Raw genomic sequence first — 25,762 nt, 5'->3', positions numbered from 1 at the left:
GTGATTATAGTTCATCAAAGACGTTGGGGAGAAACGTCAGTGGAGGCATTGAGTTGAACGATTCCGATCGCCATCGCCTGATCACGGAGATGCTTCTAGAAAGGCCGTTCGCATCCGTGCGCGACCTGCAGGAGCGGCTCGGTGTTTCTCCCGCGACAATCAGGCGCGACATCGACAAGCTCGATGAAATCGGCGTTGCACGCAAAGTTTACGGTGGTATCTCCGCAAACGAGTCGGCTCTTTCTGGCCGACTGTCGGCGAGGCCATATGATGAAAACCGCGACATCGCGGTTGATGCCAAGCGCGCTATCGCGGAGAAAGCCGCAGGCCTCGTGCGGGACGGGGATGCAATCATCGTTCACGCGGGCTCGACATGTTACCAGTTGGGACTGCATTTGGCCCGGCGCAACGTGCGCCTTTACACCAATTCCATGCCTCTTGCCGCCTATCTCGGCGAGCATGGCACCTGCAGCCTCATTGTGGCTGGCGGCGTTCTGTACAGAGAGCCTGGTATCATCCACGATGCGTCGGCTGGCGCGCCGGACTTCTTCGCTTCCCGCTTCTTCCTCGGCACGCAGGGTATTAGCGGCGAAGGGCTTTTGGAATCGCATCCCCTCTTGACCAAGGCTATCGGCGAACTGAGCGGTTGCGCCGACGAGATCGTCTTGCTGGCGGACAGCCGGAAGCTCTCCATCCAACCTCGCAACGTTGTCCTGCCGCTCTCGCGGATAGGGACGATTGTCACTGACGACGGCCTGTCGGATGCCGGTGCGAAAATGCTTGAGGACGCGGGGATCACGATCATGATCGCAGCGGTCGGGGGGCAGGGATGACGTCTGGAAGAGCCGTGGCTGTCTTCGATTTGGGCAAGACGAACTCGAAGCTGTTCGTATTTGGCGCGGATGGGGCGATCCTCGCGCAATCGAGGACAAAACCAGTCTGGATAGAGCGCGACGGGATTCGTGTCCTCGACGATGAGGCGCTTTTTGGATGGATGACAAGTTCGCTCCTGGATGCGGTCGAAGATCATGCGGTCGGGCACGTCATGTTCTCAGGGCATGGTTGTACTTTCGCGCTCGTCGATGGTGATAAGCTGACGCATCCGATCCTCGATTACGAGCAAGAGCCACCAGCGGTGATTGCTCAGCGCATCGACATCTTGGCTCCGCCCTTCAGCGAGACCTACTCGCCCAAACTCCCTCTCGGCTTCAACTACGGCCGGCATATTCTCTGGTTGGAGGCGGCCAAGCCGGAAATCCTTGGCAAAGCCGACGCGATCCTGGCATATCCGCAATTCTGGTCCTGGAAGTTTTCCGGCAGCAAGGTGTCGGAAGTCTCCTACATCGGTTGCCACTCACATCTGTGGGCACCCCTGAAGGAAGACTTCAGCAGCCTGGTCGATCGTCAGGGCTGGCGAGAGAAGATGCCGGCCTTTACGCGCGCTGGCGCAGCGATCGGAAACTGGCAAGGCCCGCTTCGTGACGGTGACCGCGCCAACCTCCAGGTCCACAATGGCGTTCACGACAGCAATTCAGCGCTTTACTATTATCGCTCGGTCGGGTTCGACGACTTCACGCTCGTATCAACCGGTACATGGGTCGTCATCTTCAACGCGGCCTGCCCGCTGGATGCACTCGATGAGCATCGTGACATGCTGGCCAATGTTACCGTCGATGGAAAAGCCGCTCCAACGATCCGGTTCATGGGGGGAAGAGAATACGAGCTCGCGAGCGGCGGTTGGAACAAGCCCGTTGGGATCGACGCGTTGTCGCGAGTGATCGAAAAGGGCGTCTTCGGCCTGCCGTCTTTTGCCCCAGGTGGTCCGATGCAAGGGTTTAACGGCCGCTTCTTAGGGCCGCTTGTCGAGGGTGAGGAGAGGGCAGCCGCGGCACTTCTCTATGTTACCCTGATGACTGACTTGTGCCTCGATCTGATCAGGTCGGGAAATTCGATCGTCATTGACGGCGGCCTGGTGAAGACAGGTTTGTTTGCCGAGCTTCTCGCTGAGCTCCGTCCCTCGCAGGACGTTTACTCAAGCGCGACCGCCGAGGGAAGCGCTTTCGGGGCCGCCGCGCTCGTCTTTGATAGCCTTGGGCAATCTCCGTTCAGAAACGAAACGACACGAGCAGAATCACTGCCGCTCTTCGGCCTCGAGGCCTATCGCAAGGCTTGGCGATCATTGATCGAGACCGAAGAGGCTGAGGTCGCGCCGCCACGCAAGGAGTTGCACGCATGACGACCGGAGGAAACATCGAGCGCGCGCCTGTCCTCGAGATGCGCAATATCAGCAAGACTTTCGGGACCACCAAGGCTCTGACCAAGGTATCGCTCACGGTCTACCCGGGAGAGGTTCATGCGCTGATGGGGGAAAACGGTGCTGGTAAGTCAACCTTGATGAAGGTCCTGTCTGGCGCATACACGGCTGATCCAGGTGGGGCCGTGCTGGTCAACGGCAAGCCGATCGTGGCGGGAGATCCGATCAAGGCTAAGGCAAACGGCATCTCGGTAATCTATCAGGAGCTGTCGCTCGCCCCTAACCTCACCGTTGCCCAGAACATGTTTCTGGGAGCCGAGCCTTCGCGCTATGGGGTCGTTGACAAAGCAGAGGCACGCAGTCGTGTTGAGCCGATCCTCAAGCAGCTGGGCATTAGCTTCGGGCCATCGCAACTCGTCGCCGCCCTGTCCTTGGGTGAGCGCCAAATGGTCGAGATCGCGCGTGCCTTGACGACCAACGCGAAGATCATCGTGATGGATGAACCGACAACGTCACTCACGTCAAGGGAGACCGAACGCCTGTTCGGGGTGATCGCCGACCTGAAGGCGCGGGGAATTGCCATTATCTATATCAGCCATCGCATGGAAGAGATTTACGCGCTGGCCGACAGGGTGAGCGTCCTTCGCGATAGCGCGTATGTCGGCACACTCGATCGCGCTGACCTGTCCGCCGAAAAGCTGGTGGCGATGATGGTGGGGCGCGATCTGTCCTCGTTTTACAAAAAGGAACACCGCTCGCCCCCACAGGCCGCAAAAACGGTGTTGTCCGTCAAGGACATGGGCGACGGCCGACGCGTGCATGGCTGCTCGTTTGATGCAAAAGCTGGTGAGGTCTTGGGTATTGCCGGACTTGTCGGTTCAGGTCGAACCGAACTCGCTAGGCTTATTTTCGGAGCAGACAGCAAAACATCCGGAACGGTGACCCTAGACGGGCGAACGATCGCCATCACTGGGCCACGTGACGCCATGGATGCAGGGATTGCCTACCTGACCGAAGACCGCAAGGGTCTCGGGCTCTTTCTCGACATGACGATCAACGAGAACATCAATATCGGCGTTATCGGCAAGGATGCGGCTCGGGGAGGCATACTGAACTTCGCAGCCGCGAAGGAGCGCGCCTCCCGGGCGATCAAGTCACTGTCTATTCGCACGCTGAGCGCCAGCATAAACGTCGGAGCGCTTTCGGGTGGCAATCAGCAGAAGGCGCTTATCGCGCGTCTTCTCGAGACCAAACCAAGGGTGATCATTTTCGATGAACCGACGCGTGGCGTCGACGTCGGTGCAAAGTCGGAGATCTACCGGATTATCGACGAACTCGCACAAAGCGGGATCGCCATCGTGGTGATCTCGAGCGACCTGCCCGAGATCATCGGTATTGCCGACCGTGTGCTTGTCATGCGCGAAGGCTTATTCGCCGGCGAGGTGAATGCCTCGCCCGACCACCCGATAAGCCAAGAGGCCATCATGGCCTTCTCCACGGGATCGGCATCCAAGGTAGCCTGAGGCCTGAAACCATAGACGACGGGATTTTATCATGACCTCTACATCGACCGATCAAACAAACGCCAGCAAGGCAAAACTCAGGTCGACATTGACCGCGCTCGGGATGCTGCCGGTGCTGGTCATTCTTGCACTCGGCTTTCATCTTTTGAGTGGCCGTTTCCTCAGCGTCAACAACCTTTCGATCGTCACCCAGCAGGCCTCGATCAACACCGTGCTTGCAGCGGGCATGACTTTTGTCATCCTGACCGGCGGTATCGACCTGTCGGTCGGCTCGATCCTGGCCGCCTCCGCGATGGTCGGGGTCATCGTTTCGCTTTATCCCGAAATCGGGATGCTGGGTATTCCCACGGCAATCGGCGTGGGGCTGGCGTGCGGCGTGGTCAACGGTGTCATCATATCGTTCCTCAAGCTGCCACCGTTCATCGTGACGCTCGGCTCGTTGACGGCGATGCGGGGCATAGCCCGGTTACTCGGTAACGACACGACGGTCTTCAATGCCGACCTGCCGTTCGATTTCATCGGCAACGGCTCTCTTTTCGGGATCCCTTGGCTTGCGATCATCGCGCTCGTCACCATTGTGATCTCATGGTTCATCTTGAAGCGAACCGTGCTCGGCACTTGGATTTACGCCGTGGGCGGCAATGTCGAAGCTGCGCGGTTGACGGGCATCAAGGTGCCGCTCGTTCTACTCTTCGTCTACTCGATGTCTGGTCTTCTCTCTGGCGTCGGCGGCGTAATGTCCGCGGCGCGTCTTTACGCGGCCAACGGTCTTCAGCTCGGTCAGGCTTACGAGCTAGACGCCATCGCAGCAGTTATCCTTGGCGGAACCAGCTTCGTCGGCGGCGTCGGATCGATATGGGGAACGCTGATCGGGGCTCTGATTATCGCGGTTTTGTCAAACGGTCTCATCCTCGTCGGGGTGTCCGACATCTGGCAGTACATCATCAAGGGACTTGTCATCATCGTCGCTGTGGCGCTCGACCGCTATCGGCTGAAAGGGCTTAGCCGCACATGAGGTGCGGCTCAAGAAACCGGGATTACCGGATCACAGGCGCGGGGAGCGCCAAAATGGAGGAAAGTATGCGTCTATTTTCTAAACTGCTCGTCGGTACTGCTCTTGCGGCGGCCGTTGCAATGCCCGCCTCTGCCAAGGAACTGCAGAAGATCGGTATTTCGGTCGGTCTTCTTGGAAATCCGTTCTTCGTCGCCACCATCAAGGGCATCGAAGACCGCGCCAAGGAGATCAACCCGAATGTCCAGGTGACGTCCGTCTCGGCAGACTACGACCTAAATAAGCAGGTCTCGCAGATGGATAGTTTCGTCGCCGCTGGCGTCGACATCATCATGCTGAACGCCGTCGACGCCAAGGCGATCGCGCCAGCCGTGAAGAAGGCGCAGGCCGCAGGCGTGATCGTTGCAGCATTCGACGTCTCCGCGCCGGGCGCTGACGTGACCGTCATGACGAACAACATCAAGGCAGGCGAGGAAGCCTGCAAGTACATCGTCGATAAGCTCAAGGGCAAAGGCGACGTCGTCATCATCAACGGCCCAGCATCGTCTTCGATCATCGACCGCGTTCAGGGTTGCAAAAATGTGTTGGCGCAGAGCCCGGACATCAAGATCCTGTCGGACGACCAGAACGCACAGGGTTCGCGCGACGGCGGTCTGGCCGTCATGCAGGGCCTTCTGACACGCTTCGACAAGATCGATGCCGTCTTTGCCATCAACGACCCGACGGCGATCGGTGCGGAACTCGCCGCCAAGCAGCTCAACCGGAACGAGTTTTTCTTCACCGCCGTTGACGGCGCGCCGGATATCGAAAAGTCGCTTGCTAGCGGAAACTCGATGATCAAGGCGTCGGCATCCCAGGATCCGTACACGATGGCGGGTGACTCGCTGAAGATGGCAGTCGACCTCTTCAATGGCAAGAAGCCTGCCGAACCCACCGTCCTCCTCGATCCTCAGCTGATCACGGCCGACAACATCAAGGACTACAAGGGCTGGACCGCGGCTCGTTAAGGTCTCCTCTTCTTCCCCGTCGGGACCTTTGGGTTTCGACGGGGCTCACTCTGAAAAAAATCGGGAAATTGGTGCTATGTCCAAAATCGGTGTCCACTCGTTTGTCTGGAGTGCGGGATCTTCGAAAGATGAGATCGAGAGGACCCTTGCCCGGTCCCACGAGCTTGGTTTCAAACTTGTGGAATTCTCCTACCTCGACCCCGATGAGGTCGATGTAAAGTGGCTTGCATCTCGTATTCGGGACCTTGGCCTGGATGTCGCGGTCAGCATGGGGCTGCCCGCGGAGGGCGACATCTCCAGCGCTGATCCGTCAATTGTTGCCAACGGCGAAGCGATCCTCGATCGTGCCGTGGCGCTCGTTCGCGACCTTGGCGGCACCAAGCTGGCGGGAATCCTGAGCTCCGCTCATGGGAAACAAGAACATTCATTGTCTCGAAAGGGGTGGGATCAAAGCGTCGCCACGCTATCGAAAGTCGCTGATCGAGCCAAAGCCTCGGGCGTGACCCTGAACCTTGAAATCGTCAATCGGTTCGAGAGCAACATGCTCAATACCGCGGCGCAGGGACTGGCCTATATCCGCGACACCGGCGCGTCCAACGTCTTCCTGCACCTGGATACGTTTCATATGAATATCGAGGAGGCGGATGTCGGCCTAGCAATCCGAAACGCAGCGGATAAGATCGGTTACGTTCATATCGGGGAAAGTCATCGCGGATATCTGGGGACCGGTAACATCGATTTTGCCTCGATCTTCGACGCTCTCGTTGCGATCGGGTGGAACGACTATGTAACGTTCGAGTCCTTTTCGACGACTATCGTGGATGAGGACCTCTCACTGAAAACCGCTATCTGGAGAAACCTCTGGGAAGACAATGTCGCGCTCGCGAAACATGCGCGTACATTTATCGAACTCGGACTGGAAACCGCGCGGCTGAAGGCGGATCTGGTCACGACAGCACATGTGCCGGTCGCATAAGATGGTTTACAGCGGCCGCGGTTCGGTGGACGACAAGTGCTGCCATAGTGGGACCGCTTTCCTGGCAAGACCTGGCATGTAAGCGCGGGTGGCCAGCCTGCTCAGTAGCCCTCTCGGCTTCGGTACGATCCTTGCTTGGTTGACGTTGTGTTCACGTTGCAATGGGTCATTGACATGAATTGGCACACAACGAAGGAGTTCACGCCGCTGATGCTCGTGATGGCCAACAGCGACGCGTTTAGAATTAGGACGCTTTATGACGTCGGGCGTGTCCTGCTGGAGTTCTGGCCAGATGACGATGGTGAAAAATACGTCGTCGCGGTAAAAACCTGCGTCGACGCCATCACAGGAGAAACGACCACAGAGGACGCGAGACGGGCGTTCATCGACGCCGCCGGGGAAGCCAACATTCCTGTGATCACCATTGTCAGATAGCGTTTAGTTCCAGTCGCATCGGAAGTCCTCGCCGGTAAACAGGGGCGTCCCCTGTCAAGCACCTATCCCGGCTCGCGGCAAGAGTAAAGGCGTCGTGAAAGCCTTGCCATGACCCTCGTGCGGCTCCGTCATCCAAACGTCGAGCGCGAGAAAACGAAGCTAGCTGACCACGCCGTGTATTAAGGTGTTATAGCAGCAGGACGTTGGAACATTTGATGAGGATCCGGTTCAGAGCAGGGTTCAAGGCATGTCGAGGCGATCCCGTGGTGAACGCGCAGCAGCGATACCATCGGGGAAGTGTTCAAGCTTCGAATTGAACTTTTTTTACCATCCGCTCGTTAACGCGCATCGGTATTGGGTTTCGGTCAAACCCTTACCAAAAGATATTGATGGCGCTTGCACGAATTGAGGAGCTGGATATGCCGAAGCGAACAACAAATTCCGACAATGTGGAGACCTCTGGGGCATTTCCTTGGGGGAAAGTGATCGCGGGTATCGCCGGTAGTGCCGTGGCGACCCGGGTCCTTCGCAGGGTGCCGCTCGGCCGGGTTGTCATTGCGGCTGCACCATTGATCATCGCCGCTCTGCAACGGGACCGCGGCTCAGCGAAAAGCCGACCAAAGGGTTGACTTCCCTCATTGCACAGACCGGCGGGCACGCGGCGGTTTCCGATCTCTCATTCGAGCGACCGTTGATGCCTTGTCGGCTGTCTTCCACGTGGAGGGCGCAGCTCGCTGGCGTGGGCGATTTCGGTTTGGCGTGCGTCAAAAGGTAAGGAGTGAGCGCCATGGCTACAAGCGACCAGGCTGTGAAGCTGATTTCTGAGGCAGTACGAAACTGGTTTGATTATTATAATATGACGCCCGACGACCCCTCGACCGAAATACTATGTGCCGCTGCGATCGACCTCTACAATGGAGGCGTTGTCACGGTAGACGCGATCACGTCATCGCTTATTGGCACTTATGTCGGTCGGATAGGCATCCAATCGAATGCGCCCACCTCAATCGCAATCCATTGACGTTGAGGCCGCGGCAGCAATGAAAGGGGCGGGAAAGCCACGTGCCTTCGGTGTCGATTTTCGCTCAGATTTCGAGGCTGCGGTTGGTTACTCACCTTTCTGCCATATGGAGACAGACCTGAAATGACTTATCGTGTTGAGTACAATCATAAAAGCAGTGGCCTGATCTGCGTTGAGGCCGGCATCGAACTCAAAGAAAACGCGCAAATCCTGGCGCGTAGAACCCTGGACATCGAGGGGGCTACCTTCGCTCGTGTCATCGACGAGGACGGCGAGGGCGAAGTTTGGTCAGTCAGAGCAGACGGTGACGGAACGACAAAGCAAGGCTAGCGGTCGTGATGAGAATGAAACCCGTCGGCTTGCCCAGCTCGGCCGCACGACGTGACCTTTTCGACAGATTGTTATAGTCATCTGTGTCACTAAGAAACCTTATGCGTCTGGCGTCGCATTCTCGGCGTGCCGTGAGCCGTGCCTCCTCGGAACGCTAAAAGCCACCCTCCATCCTGACAATAATATCCTTACTAGCATGGAGCATGCCATCATCGGCCGTCGCCTCGGCGCGATTGTCGACCAAATTATTTGCCTTTCGATGGTCACGTTGCAGAGGACAACTCGCCGCGGTAAAGTACCGACGCCCAAACCTGTGGGGTAGGAGGACGGCGGATCCGCCCGACCTGTGGGCTTGAATTTGTCGCCATTAATGATGCAGCGGGAAGCTGCTCCGAGCAGCCTCTTTGCCTGTCAAGAGCGTGAGGAAGAGGCCCGGGCTTGCTCATTTAATTGGAAGGTTAGCGTCGCCGCCTCGGACGATGGCACAACAAAAGTCATCGCTGCCTATGAACCCGAAAGTTTACGGTGTCCCGGAGAGCAAAGAATGCCTAGGCTTGCGGCCCGGGGCAGAACCGTGCCTTACTCCGCCCTACCGCGTCGCAATCCGCTGTCCCGCTTCGACGAAGAAAGAGGAGAGCTGTCGCGCTCTCCTCTTCGTCAGGCCGAACGTCCGAACAGGTGCGGACGTTGGGGTTCGGCAATCAGGATACGTTTAGCCGCCGAATAAGTTTCACCAGCGGGCCTACTACCTTCGGGGTATCATCAAAAGTCGACCCTTCAGACGCAATGGGCAGCTTGGCTGCGTCGAGCAGACAGCACGCGTCAGCATCGCGCTCAAAGCCGGTGAGCAGTCAGGGACAGAGCAACATGATCCGACCGACGCATGGAAGGATGGTAACCGATCGACCACGCGGGCGACCGTCGCAAGATTTCGTTGAATATCCGGTGATACAAAACCCAGCGCCCGCAGGCTTCGGCCCTTGCCGACACCCAGATCGTGCATGCCTTTATGGTTTACCTGAAAGAACCCGGATTCGGTTTGGTAATAGGGAAGAGCGACGATCCTCTAGAGGATGAAACCATAGGGAACCGAGATCCTCGAGCAGCGTTAGCGTCGAGGAAACAGGAATGGTTTTAAAAAACGACGATCTTGACAGATCGGGTGAACAGGGCACTTCCAACGAAGCAATCAGGCGCCCTCGCATCACGGCCGCTCGGGAAGGTTCGGTTGTCGAGGGAGTCGCTCAGGCTTGACGGACAGGGCGGGGGCGGTGACCAGCTCTTCCAGGATGCCCTTCACCTCTCTTTCGGCCATCCCACGTCCAGACATGCGAGAGTGACGCATCTCAGAAAGAACGGTTCGCCACGAGCAGTTCCTGTGTCCTTCCGCTGCAATCGATGGTGATACCAAATGGTAAAAGAACATTCCTCGCGCGTTGTCGTAATCAGTGACTACCAAGAGGGCCCTTTTGATGAAGACCCGCGACCATCCGTTGAATGGTATCGGGACAAATGGCAGGCCGTTCCGCAAGCGGCCGGGCAGGTTGAGATTTCAGATTTTCCAGTTGAGGGAAGCTATCTTGAGCGGTTGCCATTGGCGTGCGTCAAATCCGGGTTGGCCGACGAAGCGGAGATCTGGACACATTGGAGGGGCGGCGAGGCTCCGTCTGAACCTCGGGACGTGACCTCGCCGCTGCGGCGGCGTGCCTTCCAGATGAACGGCTTTGCAGCACCTTTCAACTCGAACGACATGATTGGCCACATTCAAGCCTTCGGCGCGCCAGAGCTGCTATGCGTGTGGGGCCTGGGCGTAAGCGAAGACGTCATGGCCGCGTGCTCTTCCAGCTTCAAAATCTACAATTCGATTGATGCCCCATCCTTGAGAGTACCTTTTGAAGTGGGACGACACTTCGACTTGGTTATCACGGGAGCTGAATGGCAGTCAGATGAAGTTCGACAAATTTACCCAGGCGTGGAGACTATCGTGCTACCGATTGGTCCCGAGTTTGCGTCCCCGACAATGTTCGGCCCGCTGCCTTTAGAAAAAGTATATGATGTCATCTACATCGCAGCCGCACAGCCATACAAGCGTCATGACATCCTCTTCGATGCGCTTGCTAAATTCCCACGGAAACTGAAGGCCTTGTGCGTCTGCGGATACGGTGAACTGGTCGACGACCTGAAAGCCATGGCCGACAGGCTCGCAGTTGATGTAGACTTTATCGAGCCTCCCGGCGTCTCTTATAGCGCGTTAAACAAGCTGATAAACCAATCGCGACTTGGTGTTGTCTGCGGCATCGACGACGGTGCTCCCGCTATAATCACCGAGTATATGCTCGCGGGGATACCAGTCCTGGCGAATGCAAAGCTGAAGTGCGGTCTCCAATACATCCGACGCGAAACCGGTGTGACGCGAACCGCGGAGAATTTTCACACAGGGTTCGCCGATATCTTGGGAGATATTGGACGGTTCTCTCCGAGACAGACTGTCCTTGAAAACTGGGTATGGCAGCACTCGATTGAAAAACTGACGAACGCAATCCTGTCGACGAAGAAAGGACGGCATATTTTCAAGGGAAAGGAACAAAGATTTTAAACGCAGGTTGACCGGCACAACAGCGCACGGGGAACCGCGATGAACCTTGTAAGTGCCTTCAACACGCCGCCTCGAAACGCCCCAATTGTTTGCTTTTCGCACCTGCGGTGGGATTTTGTGTTCCAGCGACCGCAGCATTTGATGGAGAGGTTCTCGCGTACCAGAGACGTCATCTTTTTCGAGGAATACATCCCGACAGATCACCACCTGGCATATTATGAGGTCCACACGTTCAAGGGCTCGTCAGTCAAGGCTATACGTCCGAGGGTTCCGCATTGGTGGCCCGAGAGCAAGCGGCTTCAAACTCTGTCAGACCTCCTCGATCAGGTCCTCAAGTTGGCGAGGATCGAGCGACCAGTTTTATGGTTCTACACGCCAATGATGTGCGACATCGCCAGCCATGTAGAGGCGCAAGCCGTCGTCTATGACTGCATGGATGAGCTGGCGAATTTCAAGTTCGCCCCATCCTCCATACGGGAGGCAGAGCAAAGGCTTCTGGCGCGTGCAGACGTGGTTTTCACAGGTGGTGAAAGCCTTTATCGCTCCCGGGCCGAGTGCCACAAAAACATCCACTGCTATCCGTCTAGTGTCGATATCACGCACTTTGGGCAAGCAAGGTCCATTCAGCGCAGTCCGCTTGATCAGGAAAATATACCGTCGCCACGGCTTGGCTATGCCGGTGTGATTGATGAAAGGACGGATCTGGGGCTTGTCGCGGAGATCGCGCGCGCTCGCCCCAACTATTCTTTCGTGTTCGTCGGTCCAGTGGTCAAGATTTCGGACGACGACCTTCCTCGTGCCGCAAATATCCACTTTCTTGGTCGAAAAGAGTATGACGAGCTCCCGTCTTACATGAGCGGCTGGGACGTGGCGCTAATGCCTTTTGCCCATAATGACGCAACGAAATTCATCAGCCCGACCAAGACCCCTGAATATCTTGCCGCCGGCTTGCCGGTCGTTAGCACCCGGATAACAGATGTTGTCGCCTCCTATGAAGGCCTGCCCGGCGTATTTCTCGTGGACGGCACGCAAGACTTCGTGGCGGCGTGCGATGCCGCATGTCGGATAGATCAGGGCACCCGTGGATGGCTGGACGTCATCGACAGCAAACTTCGCCAATCGTCCTGGGAGAAGACGTTCGATGCTATGGAAGCGCTTGTAGAAGAAGCTGCATTCCGTGAACTTCATGTCTGATAAGCCTCGCGTCGTCCTTGCGACCGATAGTCGAGACCCGTCCGGTGTCGGCGAGCATATGCTTGCGCTAGGTGAGGGGCTTTCAACGGAATTCGACGTCACTGTTGCGATAGTCGGAGAAGACAGGACGGGCCTTCTTCCACGCGCGGCACGGGTCGGGCTTCGTATTAGGTTAGCCGCAGACGACGACGAGTTTCGAAGATGGCTGTCGAAAAGCTACGTCGCGCTTTTGCATGTCCACGCCGGGATCGGGTGGGAAGGGCACGATGTCGTGCGTGCGGGGAGTGCGTCGGGTGTTCCAGTGATCCGAACCGAGCATCTCCCCTATCTGCTGACCGATGCCGAGCAAAAGCGGCAATACCTCGAGGACTGCAGCCTCGTTGCCCAGCACATCGTTGTCTCGACATCCTCCAAAAAGTCCTATGTCGCCGCTGGTATAGCAAGCGCCCAAATCACTGTTGTGAAAAACGGCGTGAAGCCATGCGTTGCGTCGGTGTCCCGTACGGTTAAATCCGAGGAGCTCGGCCTTTCGGGAAAGACGGTTATCCTGACGGTGGCCAGGTTCACAGCACAGAAGGATCACACCACCTTATTGAAGGCCTTCCAGCAAGTGCTTGAGACGATCCCTTCGACGGTCCTGGTCTTGGTCGGCACGGGAGAGGAGCAGGCGGCGGCCGAGGCACTGGCCAAAGAACTTGGCATTGAGCAGGCCGTGAGGTTCTTAGGCAACCGTCGGGACGTCTTCGAGCTCATGCACCTTGCGGACCTGTTCGTCCTGCCTTCGCGCTTCGAAGGTTTGCCGCTTGCCGTATTGGAGGCCATGTCTGCCAATTTGGCTGTCGTGGCGACCAGGATCGACGGAAGTGTCGAAGCTTTAGGCCACGACCATCCTTTTTTGGTGGAACCTGGTAACGCTCCCGCGCTGGCCCGCATGTGTCTAGCCGCACTCAACGACCGCGAAGCCACCGTCATCGCGCAGAAAGAGCGTTATGAGGCGCACTTTACTTCGTCTCGTATGACCCATGAAACAGCTGAAGTTTACCGAAAACATCTTGTCGATACGTCATCATTGGAGACTGAAACCATGGCCCGCACCCGGATCGGTTTTATAGGCGTCGGCGGCATCGCGAACCGCCACTTGGATATTCTAGCAAACTTCGAAGATGTCGAGATCGTTGGCTTTGCCGACCCCGACCTATCTCGCGCCGATCGTGCGGCAAGCCGTTTCGGTGCGCGATCCTATGACAATCACGTCGCGATGTTGGACAACGAGCGGCTTGATGCCGTTTACATCTGCATCCCGCCTTTCGCACACGGTAACGCGGAATTTGATCTCATTGAAAGAGCTATACCCTTCTTTGTCGAGAAGCCTGTTACAAAAGACTTGGCGCTTGCTGAACAGATCGCCACCAAAGTCAAGGCATGCGGACTTATCACCGCCGTTGGCTACCACTGGCGCTATCTTGATACCGTGGAGGAGGCGCGTGAACTGCTAAGGGAAAATCCTGCACAGCTTCTGTCCGGTTACTGGCTGGATTCCACGCCGCCGCCAAGATGGTGGTGGAAGGAGGACCAGTCGGGAGGCCAGATGATCGAGCAGGCGACCCACCTTCTTGACCTTGCGCGTTTTCTGGTCGGAGAAGTGACAGACGTTTATGGGCGCGCGGGCCACAAGGATCGTTCGGACTACCCAGGGTTGGATGTTCCCACGGTAACAACGGCGAGCTTGACCTTCGAGACGGGTGTTCTAGCAAACGTATCGTCAACATGCCTGCTGGGATGGAGCCACCGCATCGGACTGCATATATTTGCGGAAAATCTTGCGATCGAACTGACCGACCGCGACATAATGGTCGACGTCGGGCGTGGTCGTCCCGTGCGCGGCGCGGACGGTGACCCTGTATGGCGCGAGGACCGCGATTTCGTCGATGCGGTAAAGGGGCTTCAAAACAATATAAGATGCCCTTATGACGACGCGATCGTCACCCACCGTCTTGCGACCGCTGTCATGTCCTCGGTGTCAAGCGGCCAGCCGATCAAGCTCGAGACCAAGCAATTCCAAAGGGAACTGCTTTCTCCACTGAGATCGCCGCCCCATAACGGTGACGAACCGGAGGGGTTACCACCTGGGCACCGGATTATCCGATCGCTCGGCGTCAGTGGCCCCGGCGAGGCCTATTTCACTGAATACCAGGAGGGGCCACCTGCACCCGGCCATGTCAGGCTAGAGACACTGTACACCGGCCTGTCTGCCGGAACGGAACTGACTTTTCTCAAGAACACCAATCCGTATTTTCACTCTCGCTTCGATGGCCACCGCGGCGTTTTCATATCGAACGAACCAGATTTGAGATACCCGGTACCGTTTCTCGGATATATGGAAGTCGCGCGTGTGTCTGAATCCGATGCCAGGGGCTTCAGCCCTGGGCAGATTGTATCGGGGACATTCGGTCATAAGACCGGGCACACCGCCAACCCAGACCACGAAGTGCTGGTCGCCCACCCCGCCGATCTTGATCCAGTTCTCGGAATATTCGTCGCGCAGATGGGCCCAATCGCCGCCAATGGTATCCTTCATGCGGACGCAGACTATTTCGGCGCAAGCGTGCCCTATCTGGGTGCTAGCCTGTCTGGGCGGCCAGTTGTGGTAAACGGTGCAGGCTCTGTGGGAATGCTGACGGCACTTTTTGCCTTGAACGCGGGTGCATCGGACGTGGTGATATGCGATCCCTCGCCCTTCAGACGCGAGAGGGCGCAAGCACTCGGCTTGACTGCCATGACGGAAGAGGAGGTCTGGCAACATGCCAAGGCCAGATGGCATGACGGCGCGATGGGGAGAGGCGCCGATTTCGTGTTTCAGACCCGAGCCACCTCGGAAAGTCTCAATAACGCACTGAAAACGTTGCGTCCGCAAGGGACGGTGATCGATTTGGCTTTCTACCAAGGTGGAGCATCCGCCTTGAAGCTTGGCGAGGAATTTCACCACAACGGTCTGAACATCAAATGCGCGCAAATAAACAGGGTTCCGCGTCCGGTAGCGGGTTCGTGGAACAGAACGCGACTTGCTCAGGAAACAATTAGACTGCTCCAAAGCCATGGCGACGCCATCCGCGAGCACCTCATCACACATCTCGTATCCTTGTCGGAAGGGCCGCGCTTTTTGCACACGCTCATCAATGAGCGGCCGGATTTTATCCAGGTCGTCTTCAAGGCGGACCAATGACAGAGCCAAAGCACTCGCCTGTCCGGATATTGTTTGTTTTCGCTTGGCTGGTCGTGGGCGGCGAGGAAACAGAGGTTCGACTTCTGGCTGCCAATCTCGATCCGAAGGTCTATAGGATCGACGTCGTCGCATGCTTTCGCAAATCCGGCATGCCCGATCAGACACATCAGCAATTGTCTGAACTGGGCGTGGACGTCGACACGGCGCCTTACGAGATGTCGTTCGAGGACACCGTCGTATATTTGGCGGACAAGGTTTCCGGCTATGACATCGTCGTGTCATGCCAGAATGTGGCAGATATCTATCCCGCTCTCGAGCGCCTTTATCTTAGACCACCCCTCATCGAACACGGTGGCTTAGTTTCCGAGGCTCAGGCTGGGCCGAAACATTTCACCACAAAGTATGTTGGTGTTTGTCGATCAATACGCGACGCTGCGGCCGCAAAAATGCCCGATCGAGAACATGATGCCATCGAGATCCCGTCCATGGTCGATTTGAGCGAGTTTGATCAAGCGCGTCGTGACGCAGTCAGGCGACGGCTGGGTCTTAAGGAAGAACAGGTTCTCATAGGCTGGGTGGGAAGGCTGGATCCTAAAAAGAATGTGCAGGACTTTATCCGCGCGGCGGCGCTCGTCAAGACGGAAGCCAAGGACGCGACGTTCCTTGTCGTTGGCGGCCCGGACGCATTTCACGCTGACTATGCCGTCGAACTTGCGCGTCAGGCGTCCGCTCTGGGTCTTGACGCCTCTGTGCAGTTTCTTGGCGATCGTACGGATGTGCCCGACCTCATGGTTGCTATGGACATCTTTGTGTGGCTGTCCGAAGGCGAGGGGATGCCCCACGTCGTTGCCGAGGCGGGGGCGGCAGCCCTTCCCGTCATTGTCACGCCCGACCCCGGCGTGCTTCAGCAAGTCGAGAATAACCTGTCGGGACTTGTCGTGCCTTATCGCGACCCACCCGCGGTCGCGGCCGCTATCCGGCATCTTCTTCAGCCAGCCGAGCGTCGTAGGATGGGTGAAGCGCTCAGACGCCGCGTTGTCCAGGACTACAGTGTGAGCGCGGTCATTCCACAGTGGGAGCGCCTTTTTTGCGACGTGATGACAGAGCAGAAGGTGAGCCAATCATCAAGGGTGTTCAAATCATTCTTGCAAGCAGGGTTCGAATGTTCGACGCACCGCTTGCGTCCACGAGACGAGAATATCATGGGCAAGCGATTGGACGTGATACGGGCGACGCGGCACGATGATTACGCCTACAATGACTACGTCCAGCTACAGGAGTTCGGCATCAGAACTGTCCGCGATGGGTTCCGGTGGCACCTGATCGAGAGGGATGGCGTCTACGATTGGTCAAGTGTCAGGTCGATGCTCAGAGCGGCGACGACATCGGGAACGCAGGTCATATGGGACCTTCTTCATTACGGATGGCCCGATGACATCGACATTTGGTCCCCCGCATTCGTCGAGCGGTTCGCGCGGTTTGCCAGGGCATGCGCGCAAGTCGTTGAAGAAGAGACCGATCTGGTGCCGTTCTACTGTCCGGTGAACGAAATTTCTTTCTTGGCCTGGGGCGGAGGGGATGCACGCTACCTAAATCCGTTCGCCCATGGCAGGGGATTTGAACTGAAGGTGCAACTGGTTCGGGCCGCCATTGCTGCGATGGATGCCATACGCGACGTTGATCCTCGTGCCCGATTTGTCCATTGCGAGCCGCGCATCAACGTTGTCCGGGATCGTCACCGACCTTGGGACGCCGCGGCGGCGGAAGGACACCGCCTGTCTCAATTCCAGGCCTGGGACATGATCGAAGGGCGGATGTGGCCACAGCTTGGCGGAAAACGCCAATATCTCGATGTCATTGGCGTCAATTATTACTTCAACAACCAATGGATACATGGCGGTCCCCCGATCGACATGGAGCACCGCGACTATAAGCCCCTACGCAATATTCTCGTTGAGACCTATGCTCGCTACGGCCGGCCAATGATGATCGCCGAGACCGGCATTGAGGGAAACAGGCGAGGCTCCTGGATCACTTATGTGGCAAACGAGACGCGCGAAGCTATTCGACAGGGCGTGCCCATGGAGGGGATTTGCCTATATCCAATCGTCAACCATCCGGGATGGGACGACGATCGTCCGTGCGAAAATGGCCTTCTGTCCGCGGGGGTGGTGGGTGATCGCCGCACCGTCGCGGATGGAAGGTTCGCAGAAGCTTTGGAAACTTTGTTCCCGACACGCGGCCCACGGTCGTTGGGCTTGAGAAAATGACATTTCAGGGATCGCTCGTGGTGTTATAGGGACCTAGTTTTTAGATATGTTCATACACCGTCGGGCTGGATGACGCGGTCCCCCGCCACGTGACGACAAGGCGACCGCTGCACGATAAAGGTCACAAGACGAAATCAAAGGTCCCGACCGCCGGCGCCGAAAGAAGGTGCGCGCCGACATTGGAGAGGCTGCTGCCATGCGTGAGCTGCGTGGCAGCTATTCCTTGCTTATGCAGCCTGCGGGCACCATCTCCCGATCATCGCCGACAATGTTCAGCTATGACACCGCGACCTACGGGAACACGCGAGGAGATCAACATGAACGCAATTTCCAAGACGTTGAACGAAATGACGATCGTGGAGCGCACCAGTCTGCTCGATACGGTCGCCGATGCACTCGAGGCCACCGCAGAAGAGGCCGAAGACGCAGGATACGTTCTATTCGCCACCAACTCGACATGCGTGGCCAGTACGATCCGAGGCCTGTCTGGACACCTCGGCATCCGCGACCTCCCGGCCGCCGAGCTTCTTCTTGAGCAAGGGATCATGCTGGTCCACCAATATTCTAACCGGAGCCTGCCCGAGACGCACCACTGACGCCGACCGGCTGCTCATCCTCGAAGGTCGGCGAACAGAAACTCTCGGTCGCCTTTGACGCGACCGCGACTAAATCTATTTTTCTTCACTCCCCTTATGAGGCGACGGATACTGCAAAGCTGTTGAACTGCTGCTAAACTCTTTCTCGGTGGCTTGCCCGCGGCCCAGGCCAACGCCACTTCCGACCGAACCCGCATCGTGATCCGTGTCAGCCACTGCCCGGCGACACGCTCTCCTCGCCCTTGTCCGGCAGAGTTCCAGCGCCGGGGGTCTTGCTCTCGTCCTGGAGTTGATCCTTGTCATGAGGCCCTGCCGGCGGATGCTCCTGTATGTCGATCGGTTTCTTCCCGGTCTTCTCGATCGCCTGCTGGGCTTTCTTGTCACTTGTCATGTTTGCGCTCCTCATCTTGGCCACAGGAAACCCGCGACCGCCTTGACGGTTCCAACAATAGGCGAGCGCCGCAGAAGATCTCGTATACGTGTAAAGCCGGCGTGATGCCCGGTTGTCTTAACTCGATTGCTTGATCGGCTGGCGCGCTACGGTGAAGAGCGGATACGCACTCATGGTGAGTGTCAAAAGCATCACCGTCCATCCGCCACAGTGGCTTGCTTTCATCGAGCGTGGCCTTGGCGGCGTAGACCGCTTTCCATGCACGGCAGCTCAACAATTGTCGCCACCTTTGCCATTTAGCAGGCAGGCGACGTTTACTCGACATTAAAGGCGCGCCGCATTGGCGCGCCTTCCTTGACCTGACAGTGTATCAGGCTCGGTCAACAATGTTCTTTACCGCGTCCTTCGCGTTGCCCTTGGCCTGCTGAGCATCACCCTTGGCTTCCTGGACGGCGCCCTTGGCCTGCATTTCTTTGTCATCGATCGCCTTACCGACAGCCTGTCGAGCCTGGCCGGCCAATTCGTTTGCCTTACCGGAAATCTTGTCGCTGGTGCTACCCATGTAAATTCTCCTCAGAGACAGAAGCGTCTCGCCGAATAAACGGGATGGATGCTTTTTTGTTCCGCGCGCCGGCGTCCTTGGTTGGAGGCGTCCGATCGCGACGGCCTGCAAAAAGGATCCAAAGGCATGCCGGGTGTCCGCAAGCCAAGCCGCCCCTGCAGGTCGCTGGGATGGCTGCACCACTGCTGCCGTCATGCAAGGGAATTTCCCTCGGCGTGCGAGCAGGGGGGCGGGAAGGCCTAAGTCATCGCGTCTCTTGACGTTGTCACGATGAAAGAGAGACCGTCGGGAGGAAAGTCGATGTCTGCCTCGCCCCGAAGGCTCGCGCCGAGCATTTGAATAAGCTTTGTCCCAAATCCGCGCCTCTCCGGCTCTACCACAACCGGTCCTCCGGTTTCCTTCCACCGGAACACAAAGTCGTCTCCGGTAACGCTCCAGTGGATGTCCACGCGGCCCTGAGGCTCGGAGAGCGCGCCGTACTTGACCGCGTTTGTCGCAAGCTCGTGCAGAGCGAGCGAAAGGCTGGTATTCGATCGATGGGAGACGTCCAGGTCAGGTCCGTCGAACGCGATGCGACCGGCCTCGTTGAACGGCGCGACTGCCTGCTGAACGATTTCCCGCAAGCCTAGGCTGTCGACCTCTCGGCCGCGCAGAACGTCGGCGGAGCGGGACAGGGCAGCCAGACGTTGCGATATTGTCGACCTGATGCTTTCAATCGGCTCGTCGGCGCGCAGCGACTGGTTAACGATCGACTGAGTGATCGCCAGCATGTTCTTCATCCGATGACCCATTTCTTGAGCCATCATCGTCCGGTAGGCTTCCGCCTGCCTCCGTTCGGTCGTGTCGATCGAGACACCACTCATCTGTTGTGGCCGCCGCGCCTCGTCGAATTTCGTCTCCGCCCGCACTTCGATCCAGGAGAGGCTCCCGTCTGGCTTTACGATCCTGTACTCGACATGAAGGTTGCCATCGGACTCCAGCGCGGAGCCAACCGTTTGCTGCCAACGTTCCAGGTCGTCGGGATGGATGGAGGCTCTTAAATCCTCATAGGTGAAGTTTTCGGCGGGCTCGCGCCCGAAGTTCGCCTTGCAGATTGGCGAACAAACCAGCCGGCCTTCTTGGACGTCCAGCGTCCAAACGCCGAGACCTCCGGCTTTCAAGGTGAAGTTCAACCTCTCCTCGCTTGCCGTCAGATCCGCGATCCGGCGTTGGAGCGTCGCCTCCAGGTCCTGCTGTTCGGGACGCGATGGCGCAGTCCTCTCCAAGGTCGCATCATACTGAGAGGCGAAGAAATAGGTCAGCTCTCCGTCATCGAAGACAGGTGATACGAGCAACCTGTTCCAGAACAGCGAACCGTCCTTGCGATAGTTGAGAAGATCCATCTCTATGGGGCGCTTCTCCGCGACTGCCTGTCTGATCTTGTCGACGTCGTCCGAATTCGTTCCTGGTCCTTGGAGAAAACGGCAGTTTCGCCCCAGTGCTTCCTGGCGACTGTATCCCGTGAGGGCGGCAAAGGCCTCGTTCACGAATATGATCGGATTGTCCGGCCGGCGGGGATCGGTGATGATCATCGGCATCCGAGAGGCTCGCATCGCGGCCGCGAACGGATCGGAACCTGAGCTTACTTGATTGATCTCGCGGTCGATCCGACGTTCTTCGATACTGTCCATCACCAATTAATATACACGTTATGTTCCGTTGTCACTGCCTTCGGAGAGAAGGTTATCTGCAGGGATATGCCGCGTTGCAACGTGCGTACCGCACCTAAGAAAAAAGCGCACGTGGAAAGAAAAACCGGTAAAAGCCATTAGGCAAAGTCTGTCTGTGCAAGACCCAAAGCAACTGGGAATTGCTACCCGAGACGAATGACCGCCTGGATCGGTATGATGCCGATCAGCGTGCCGTCTTCGCGTGTGATTTCGAATTGCTGAACGAGGGGAGTATCTCCCGTTATGACCGCATCGAGCACCATCTCGCGGGCAGCGTTGGACGCATCGACAACAGCCAAGTCATCTGTATCGAAATCCGCGCCAACCTCATCCAGTTCGAGGATGCCATCGGTCCGCAGGTGAAAGAAGTATTTGGTCAACTCTGGTCCTCCGCGACATCGTTTCAGGATGAGCACGACGCACGAAGCCGCGCGTTGACCATGTCTCAACTCGCCCGTCCATTCGCTGCTCAATCGGCAATTAGTAACCGACTGATCCAACTAACGTTTCAGATCGCAAGATTGTTTCGCTGTGAATGAACGATCTTGCAACTCGGCATACCAATCAGCGTAAGGGGTATTTCGGGCGAGGTAGCGATTGTAGTCGGGAGCGCCATCGGTCCACCATGGAGCTCCCCGCTCGCCAAGTGCCACCTTGGCATCGTCGATACGGCCTCGTGCTTCCGCCATCTCGCTGCTACCCGCTGTCGCACCGCGAACGGCGCGCCGGGCAGCCATGAGCTCGGCCACCAGACGATCGCGAGTATCTTCGTCGAGTGCGGGGTTAGCCTGCCGCCACAGGCGACCGCGGACGACGAAATATCGCTTATCGGGCGTGATCGGGTACTCCGGCAATCCGTCTATCCTGTTTTAATTGAGCTCGGAAGACTGCCTTCGATGGCAACCTTGACGATATTGACGACGTTACTAATGCCTTGTGAGAGCGCGATCAATCGGCGCTTTCCGCGCTAAGCTTCCACGATTGGCCGGAGGGGCAAGCGACACCGTCGAACCGAGTTTTTCCGCCGAGGGCTTGCTGACTTGTCGTGAATTTTCGGCACCCAGTCTCCTGGCCGGTGGTATTTTCGACATGCTCGATGACGCCAGCGCTGCCGGTTTCCGGGTTTGCCCAGGCCAGCGGTTTCGATCCCGCTGACGCGTTGCCGACAGCTTCAGCGATGACAGTACGATCGTCAGCCGGAGCGCTCGCGGATGTCGGACTTGTCGCGGAGGTTGTCTCGAATGGCTCTTGGGAAGCGCAGCCGGTGGCGAGTACGCCAAGTAGTGCAGAAATCAAGATCAAAAGTTTTGGCAAGTTGCTGCTCCAGTGATATTTGCGGGACTGCCATTAGATTGTGTCTACAAACGGGCCGATCACGTCGATAGCGCTGTGTCGATGCGAAAACGTGTTAGGTCCTGGCCAAACTAACGTTGCCCATCCTTTCGCGCGTTTAAGACCAAATCGCGAGTGGCTCTGTACGACGCCGTGCTGGTTCAGCCGCGACTGGGTGACTTACCAGTTTCACGCGGATAACCAATGTTGAAGCACCAAACTGCTCTATAAAGTCATTCACCAACCAAGTCCCCGCGCGAGCAGTAATCAAGCTGCGCTTGAGATCGCGCGATGGCGACGCCATTTCGAGGCTCAGCAGCGCTTTGATCTATCCAGTCGCCTATCCGGCCATGCCGCGCGCGAGATCCATTGGAACAACTATGGCGTTTGCAGGTTGGTCATGCTCTGAAACATAGGAGACATACAAGCATGGTAACCATGGTGGGCAACGAGTCCGACATCAAGGATCTGGTCAAGAACCTCCTTTTTTTGGAGCATGATGCAATCGCCGCCTACGATTCATGCATCGAGCGTTTGAACAGTCGGGAACTGGCCGGCAAAATTGCGGTCTTCAAGGAGGACCACCTCGAGCATGTACAGGTTCTTACGGAAACGGCCCGCGAGTTGGGCATCGAGGCGCCGACGGAAGGCGATATGAAGCAAATGCTGACGACCGGCAAGATTGCGCTTGCCGACATGATGGGTGACGCTGCCATCCTCATGGCCATGAAGACCAACGAGGACGACACGGTCACCGCGTATGAGCGAGCCGCCCGGCACGAGGATGCAATTCCGGCATTAAAGGCCTTTTTTATGAAGGCACGTCAGGACGAGGAAAAACATCGCGCTTGGATGGAAACAACAGCAAACACCCTCTGATCTCGTGACGTGGTCGCAAACACGTCAAGTGTGTGCAACCAACCGAACAACGATTGTCGGCTTCGCCGCGAAATGATTTCGCGAGCGTCGCGGACGTCCGGGTGAAAAAGGGCGCTTAAGATGAAGGGTGGAGCGCCCTTGGCTGGATTGTATTCCGGTGAAATAGTCCTACTTTTTGGATGTCACCTCGTGATCAGGACGCAAAGGCCTTACTTTCCACGGCATGGACCTATCTCGACCTTTCAGGTTAGCTCTTGCGATCTATCAGAAATCACTTACTTTTTGGCGCGCATGTAAATTCGCTCGAACAGTGGAAGAGCACACGTGTCGGACGTAACTCAAAAGGGGCAAGGTGCAAAAAGCGGCATTGCTCTTATGATCGAGAGTGGGGCATGGGATGACTCCATCCTTGGGCCGCCAAGTGACTGGCCTGCCTGTCTGAGGTCCGCAGTCGATCTCATGCTCCCGTCGCACGCCCAGATTGTGATGTTCTGGGGCGATCAGTATGTCGCGCTTTACAATGATGCTTATGCGCCCAGCATCGGCACGCGCCACCCAAGAGCATTCGGGCGGCCTGGACAAGAGAACTGGTCCGAGCTTTGGGATGATCTTGAGCCGTTGCTCAGACGGGTGCTCCACACAGGCGAGACCGTCTCCGCCAAGGATCGGCCGTTTTACATCGAAAGGCATGGACACCCGGAAAACGTTTATTTCGACATCTCGTACTCCCCCATCAGAGACGAAAGCGGCAAGGTTCGCGGTGTCTTCTGCATCGTGAACGAGACGACCGAGCGCGTCCGATCGCAGCTTGCCCTGAAGGAAAGCGAAGAGCGTCTGCGCGCTCTCATCTCTCAATCGGCGGCTGGGATCGGACAGACAGATCTCTCGGGTCGAATGGTCTTCGTCAACAGACGCTTCAGCGAGATGCTGGGCTATGAAGCCGACGAACTGGTCGGTATGAGGTTCCAAGATATTACGCATCCTGACGATCTGCCGGAGACGGAGCGACGGTTCGAGCAGCTAATATCAGAGGGCGCAAGCTTCGACATGGAGAAGCGGTGCGTTTGCAAGAGCGGTGATTTCGTTTGGACGGCTATCTCGGTCGCGGCACTCAAGGACGAACACGGAGCGGTCCGGCAGGTCGGTTTCATTGCCATCGACATATCGGCGAGCAAGGCTGCACAGGAGTCCGAACAACAACTTGCCTCGATAGTCGCATCGTCAAACGATGCGATCCTCAGCATCGACATGGATATGAGGATCACGAACTGGAATGCTGCTGCGGAAAAGCTTTACGGATATAGCCGTGAAGAGGCGATCGGGCAAACAGTGCTCATGCTCGTTCCAGAAGGCAGGCGCGACGAAGAGACGGAGATCCTCTCCAAAATCAGCGCAGGCGAGACCATCCATCGCTACGAAACCCAGCGACTTAGTAAGAGTGGACGTCCGGTCGACGTTCAGCTGAGCGTATCGCCCATCTACGACAGCAGTGGTAGGGCAATCGGCGCATCGAAAATGTCTCAGGACATATCCGCCCGCAAAGAGGCCGAGCGCTTGCAGCGAGTGCTTATCGGAGAACTCAATCATCGGGTCAAGAACGTCTTCGCGACGGTGATGGCGATCTCACGGCAGACCCTGGACCGCGACGGGGACGCAGCCGACAGTGTAGCCTCGTTTAACGCGAGACTGATGTCGATGGCGCACGCTCATGACCTTCTGACACACAACGACTGGCAGCGTGCCGATCTCGCTGAGCTGATAAAGCAGGTGTTGAAACCCTATCCCCCTGAGAAGTTCGATGTCGAGGGTGGCCCGGTGCTTCTCCCGCAAAAGGCCGTCGTGTCGTTCTCGCTGGCAATCCACGAACTCGCAACCAACGCTGCCAAATATGGGGCCTTGTCTGTTTCCCAGGGTACCGTCTCGATCTCATGGACATATTCGCAAGCCAGTCGTCGGCTGCGATTCAGTTGGATCGAGCGGGACGGTCCGACTGTGGAGCCTCCGACCCGCAAAGGTTTCGGTAGCCGTCTCATCGAGCGGCTCCTCGCCGCTCAGATCAACGGTCAGTCGTCTATTTCGTACAATCCTGATGGTGTCGCTTGCGAAATCGAGGCTGTGCTGGCACAAGACGTGTAGCTTCCAAATATTGCTCTGGCAGCCCGACTTGCGAACCAATCGCTAGCGCGGGAAAGGGTAGCTTCCTCGCAACCACAGCATGCTTGCAGCTGATCGGAACTTGCCACGCGCAATGCGTCGTCGCATGCTGTCCATCCGATCTAGACGAACGTCCCATCTGCCCGGCCTCACTCGCTAATCTCAAAATAGGCGACGGCGCAGCCGGCAAGCTGCGGCATGCTTCCTGGAAACGAAGTACCGCGATTGAACTGAGGTGCCCTTGCCGAAACGTGTTGTTCTTTGCTTCACGGTCAAGCGAATACCGCCTTGATCGGAA

Annotated in this window: 22 protein-coding genes and 1 pseudogene; 17 read left to right on the top strand and 6 right to left on the bottom strand. The window is 57.2% G+C overall.

The window, feature by feature from the left end; translation table 11 throughout:
- The first annotated feature begins 53 nt into the window (after positions 1-53).
- The 14 genes and pseudogenes from D460_RS0115380 (at position 54) to D460_RS0115315 (ending at position 18,437) form a co-directional block, all read left to right on the top strand.
- Positions 54-833: a DeoR/GlpR family DNA-binding transcription regulator gene (locus D460_RS0115380; RefSeq protein WP_018899457.1), complete on the top strand. Its 780-nt coding sequence runs from the start codon at positions 54-56 to the stop codon at positions 831-833.
- Complete coding sequence (locus tag D460_RS0115375) at positions 830-2,236, top strand: carbohydrate kinase (protein ID WP_026283186.1); 1,407 nt, start codon at positions 830-832, stop codon at positions 2,234-2,236. Before D460_RS0115380 ends, D460_RS0115375 begins: the two co-directional genes overlap by 4 nt.
- On the top strand, positions 2,233-3,777 hold the full coding sequence (locus tag D460_RS0115370) for a sugar ABC transporter ATP-binding protein (RefSeq protein WP_018899455.1): 1,545 nt from the start codon (positions 2,233-2,235) through the stop codon (positions 3,775-3,777). Before D460_RS0115375 ends, D460_RS0115370 begins: the two co-directional genes overlap by 4 nt.
- 31 nt (positions 3,778-3,808) lie before the next feature.
- Positions 3,809-4,792, top strand: coding sequence for a ribose ABC transporter permease (locus D460_RS0115365; RefSeq protein ID WP_018899454.1), 984 nt, complete (start codon positions 3,809-3,811; stop codon positions 4,790-4,792).
- 65 nt (positions 4,793-4,857) lie between these two features.
- On the top strand, positions 4,858-5,796 hold the full coding sequence (locus D460_RS0115360) for an ABC transporter substrate-binding protein (RefSeq protein ID WP_018899453.1): 939 nt from the start codon (positions 4,858-4,860) through the stop codon (positions 5,794-5,796).
- 76 nt (positions 5,797-5,872) lie between these two features.
- Positions 5,873-6,772 carry a sugar phosphate isomerase/epimerase gene (locus D460_RS0115355; RefSeq protein WP_018899452.1) on the top strand — a complete coding sequence of 300 codons (900 nt, stop codon included), beginning with the start codon at positions 5,873-5,875 and terminating at the stop codon, positions 6,770-6,772.
- A gap of 135 nt (positions 6,773-6,907) precedes the next feature.
- Positions 6,908-7,207: a DUF982 domain-containing protein gene (locus tag D460_RS0115350; RefSeq protein WP_018899451.1), complete on the top strand. Its 300-nt coding sequence runs from the start codon at positions 6,908-6,910 to the stop codon at positions 7,205-7,207.
- Between the two features lie 787 nt (positions 7,208-7,994).
- Complete coding sequence (locus D460_RS0115345) at positions 7,995-8,228, top strand: hypothetical protein (protein WP_018899450.1); 234 nt, start codon at positions 7,995-7,997, stop codon at positions 8,226-8,228.
- Between the two features lie 123 nt (positions 8,229-8,351).
- Positions 8,352-8,558, top strand: a complete 207-nt coding sequence (locus D460_RS0115340; protein ID WP_018899449.1) for a hypothetical protein — start codon at positions 8,352-8,354, stop codon at positions 8,556-8,558.
- A 1,411-nt stretch (positions 8,559-9,969) separates the two neighbouring features.
- The gene (locus tag D460_RS0115335) at positions 9,970-11,154 is read left to right on the top strand and encodes a glycosyltransferase (protein WP_018899446.1); all 1,185 of its coding nucleotides are present in this window, start codon (positions 9,970-9,972) and stop codon (positions 11,152-11,154) included.
- 39 nt (positions 11,155-11,193) lie between these two features.
- A pseudogene (locus D460_RS0115330) lies at positions 11,194-12,324 on the top strand (glycosyltransferase family 1 protein); the annotation flags it as partial.
- A gap of 16 nt (positions 12,325-12,340) precedes the next feature.
- Positions 12,341-15,571 carry a glycosyltransferase gene (locus tag D460_RS0115325; RefSeq protein ID WP_018899444.1) on the top strand — a complete coding sequence of 1,077 codons (3,231 nt, stop codon included), beginning with the start codon at positions 12,341-12,343 and terminating at the stop codon, positions 15,569-15,571.
- A complete protein-coding gene (locus D460_RS0115320) occupies positions 15,568-17,841 on the top strand; it encodes a glycosyltransferase (RefSeq protein ID WP_018899443.1) in 2,274 nt (757 codons plus the stop codon). Before D460_RS0115325 ends, D460_RS0115320 begins: the two co-directional genes overlap by 4 nt.
- Positions 17,842-18,158: 317 nt before the next feature.
- The gene (locus D460_RS0115315; RefSeq protein ID WP_018899442.1) at positions 18,159-18,437 is read left to right on the top strand and encodes a hypothetical protein; all 279 of its coding nucleotides are present in this window, start codon (positions 18,159-18,161) and stop codon (positions 18,435-18,437) included.
- 208 nt (positions 18,438-18,645) lie between these two features.
- Here the strand turns inward: D460_RS0115315 and D460_RS0115310 are convergent, their stop codons facing one another.
- The 6 genes from D460_RS0115310 to D460_RS36765 form a co-directional block, all read right to left on the bottom strand.
- A complete protein-coding gene (locus D460_RS0115310) occupies positions 18,646-18,828 on the bottom strand; it encodes a hypothetical protein (RefSeq protein ID WP_018899441.1) in 183 nt (60 codons plus the stop codon).
- Positions 18,829-19,198: 370 nt separating this feature from the next.
- Positions 19,199-19,390: a CsbD family protein gene (locus tag D460_RS0115305; protein WP_018899440.1), complete on the bottom strand. Its 192-nt coding sequence runs from the start codon at positions 19,388-19,390 to the stop codon at positions 19,199-19,201.
- A gap of 239 nt (positions 19,391-19,629) precedes the next feature.
- Positions 19,630-21,060 (bottom strand): PAS domain-containing protein, encoded by a 1,431-nt coding sequence (locus D460_RS33135; RefSeq protein WP_018899439.1) that lies wholly within the window; start codon positions 21,058-21,060, stop codon positions 19,630-19,632.
- A gap of 182 nt (positions 21,061-21,242) precedes the next feature.
- The gene (locus D460_RS0115295; RefSeq protein ID WP_018899438.1) at positions 21,243-21,479 is read right to left on the bottom strand and encodes a hypothetical protein; all 237 of its coding nucleotides are present in this window, start codon (positions 21,477-21,479) and stop codon (positions 21,243-21,245) included.
- Between the two features lie 120 nt (positions 21,480-21,599).
- Positions 21,600-21,953, bottom strand: coding sequence for a hypothetical protein (locus D460_RS35145; protein ID WP_018899437.1), 354 nt, complete (start codon positions 21,951-21,953; stop codon positions 21,600-21,602).
- A 94-nt stretch (positions 21,954-22,047) separates the two neighbouring features.
- A complete protein-coding gene (locus D460_RS36765; RefSeq protein WP_245267759.1) occupies positions 22,048-22,278 on the bottom strand; it encodes an RT0821/Lpp0805 family surface protein in 231 nt (76 codons plus the stop codon).
- Between D460_RS36765 and D460_RS36760 the strand changes: the two genes are divergently transcribed.
- The 3 genes from D460_RS36760 to D460_RS0115280 all read left to right on the top strand — a co-directional run bounded on the left by D460_RS36760 (position 22,196) and on the right by D460_RS0115280 (position 25,446).
- Entirely contained in the window at positions 22,196-22,429 is a 234-nt protein-coding gene (locus tag D460_RS36760) for a hypothetical protein (RefSeq protein WP_245267761.1), read from the top strand. The two genes, D460_RS36765 and D460_RS36760, sit on opposite strands and share 83 nt — an antisense overlap.
- A gap of 431 nt (positions 22,430-22,860) precedes the next feature.
- Entirely contained in the window at positions 22,861-23,310 is a 450-nt protein-coding gene (locus tag D460_RS0115285; RefSeq protein ID WP_018899436.1) for a ferritin-like domain-containing protein, read from the top strand.
- 324 nt (positions 23,311-23,634) lie between these two features.
- Positions 23,635-25,446, top strand: a complete 1,812-nt coding sequence (locus D460_RS0115280; RefSeq protein WP_018899435.1) for a PAS domain S-box protein — start codon at positions 23,635-23,637, stop codon at positions 25,444-25,446.
- The last annotated feature ends 316 nt before the right edge of the window (positions 25,447-25,762 follow it).

Origin of the sequence: Rhizobium sp. 2MFCol3.1, from assembly GCF_000377565.1 — a bacterium.
Classification (GTDB): domain Bacteria; phylum Pseudomonadota; class Alphaproteobacteria; order Rhizobiales; family Rhizobiaceae; genus Rhizobium.
Note: the sequence above shows the minus strand (reverse complement) of the source record. Positions and strands in the feature narration are given on the sequence as shown.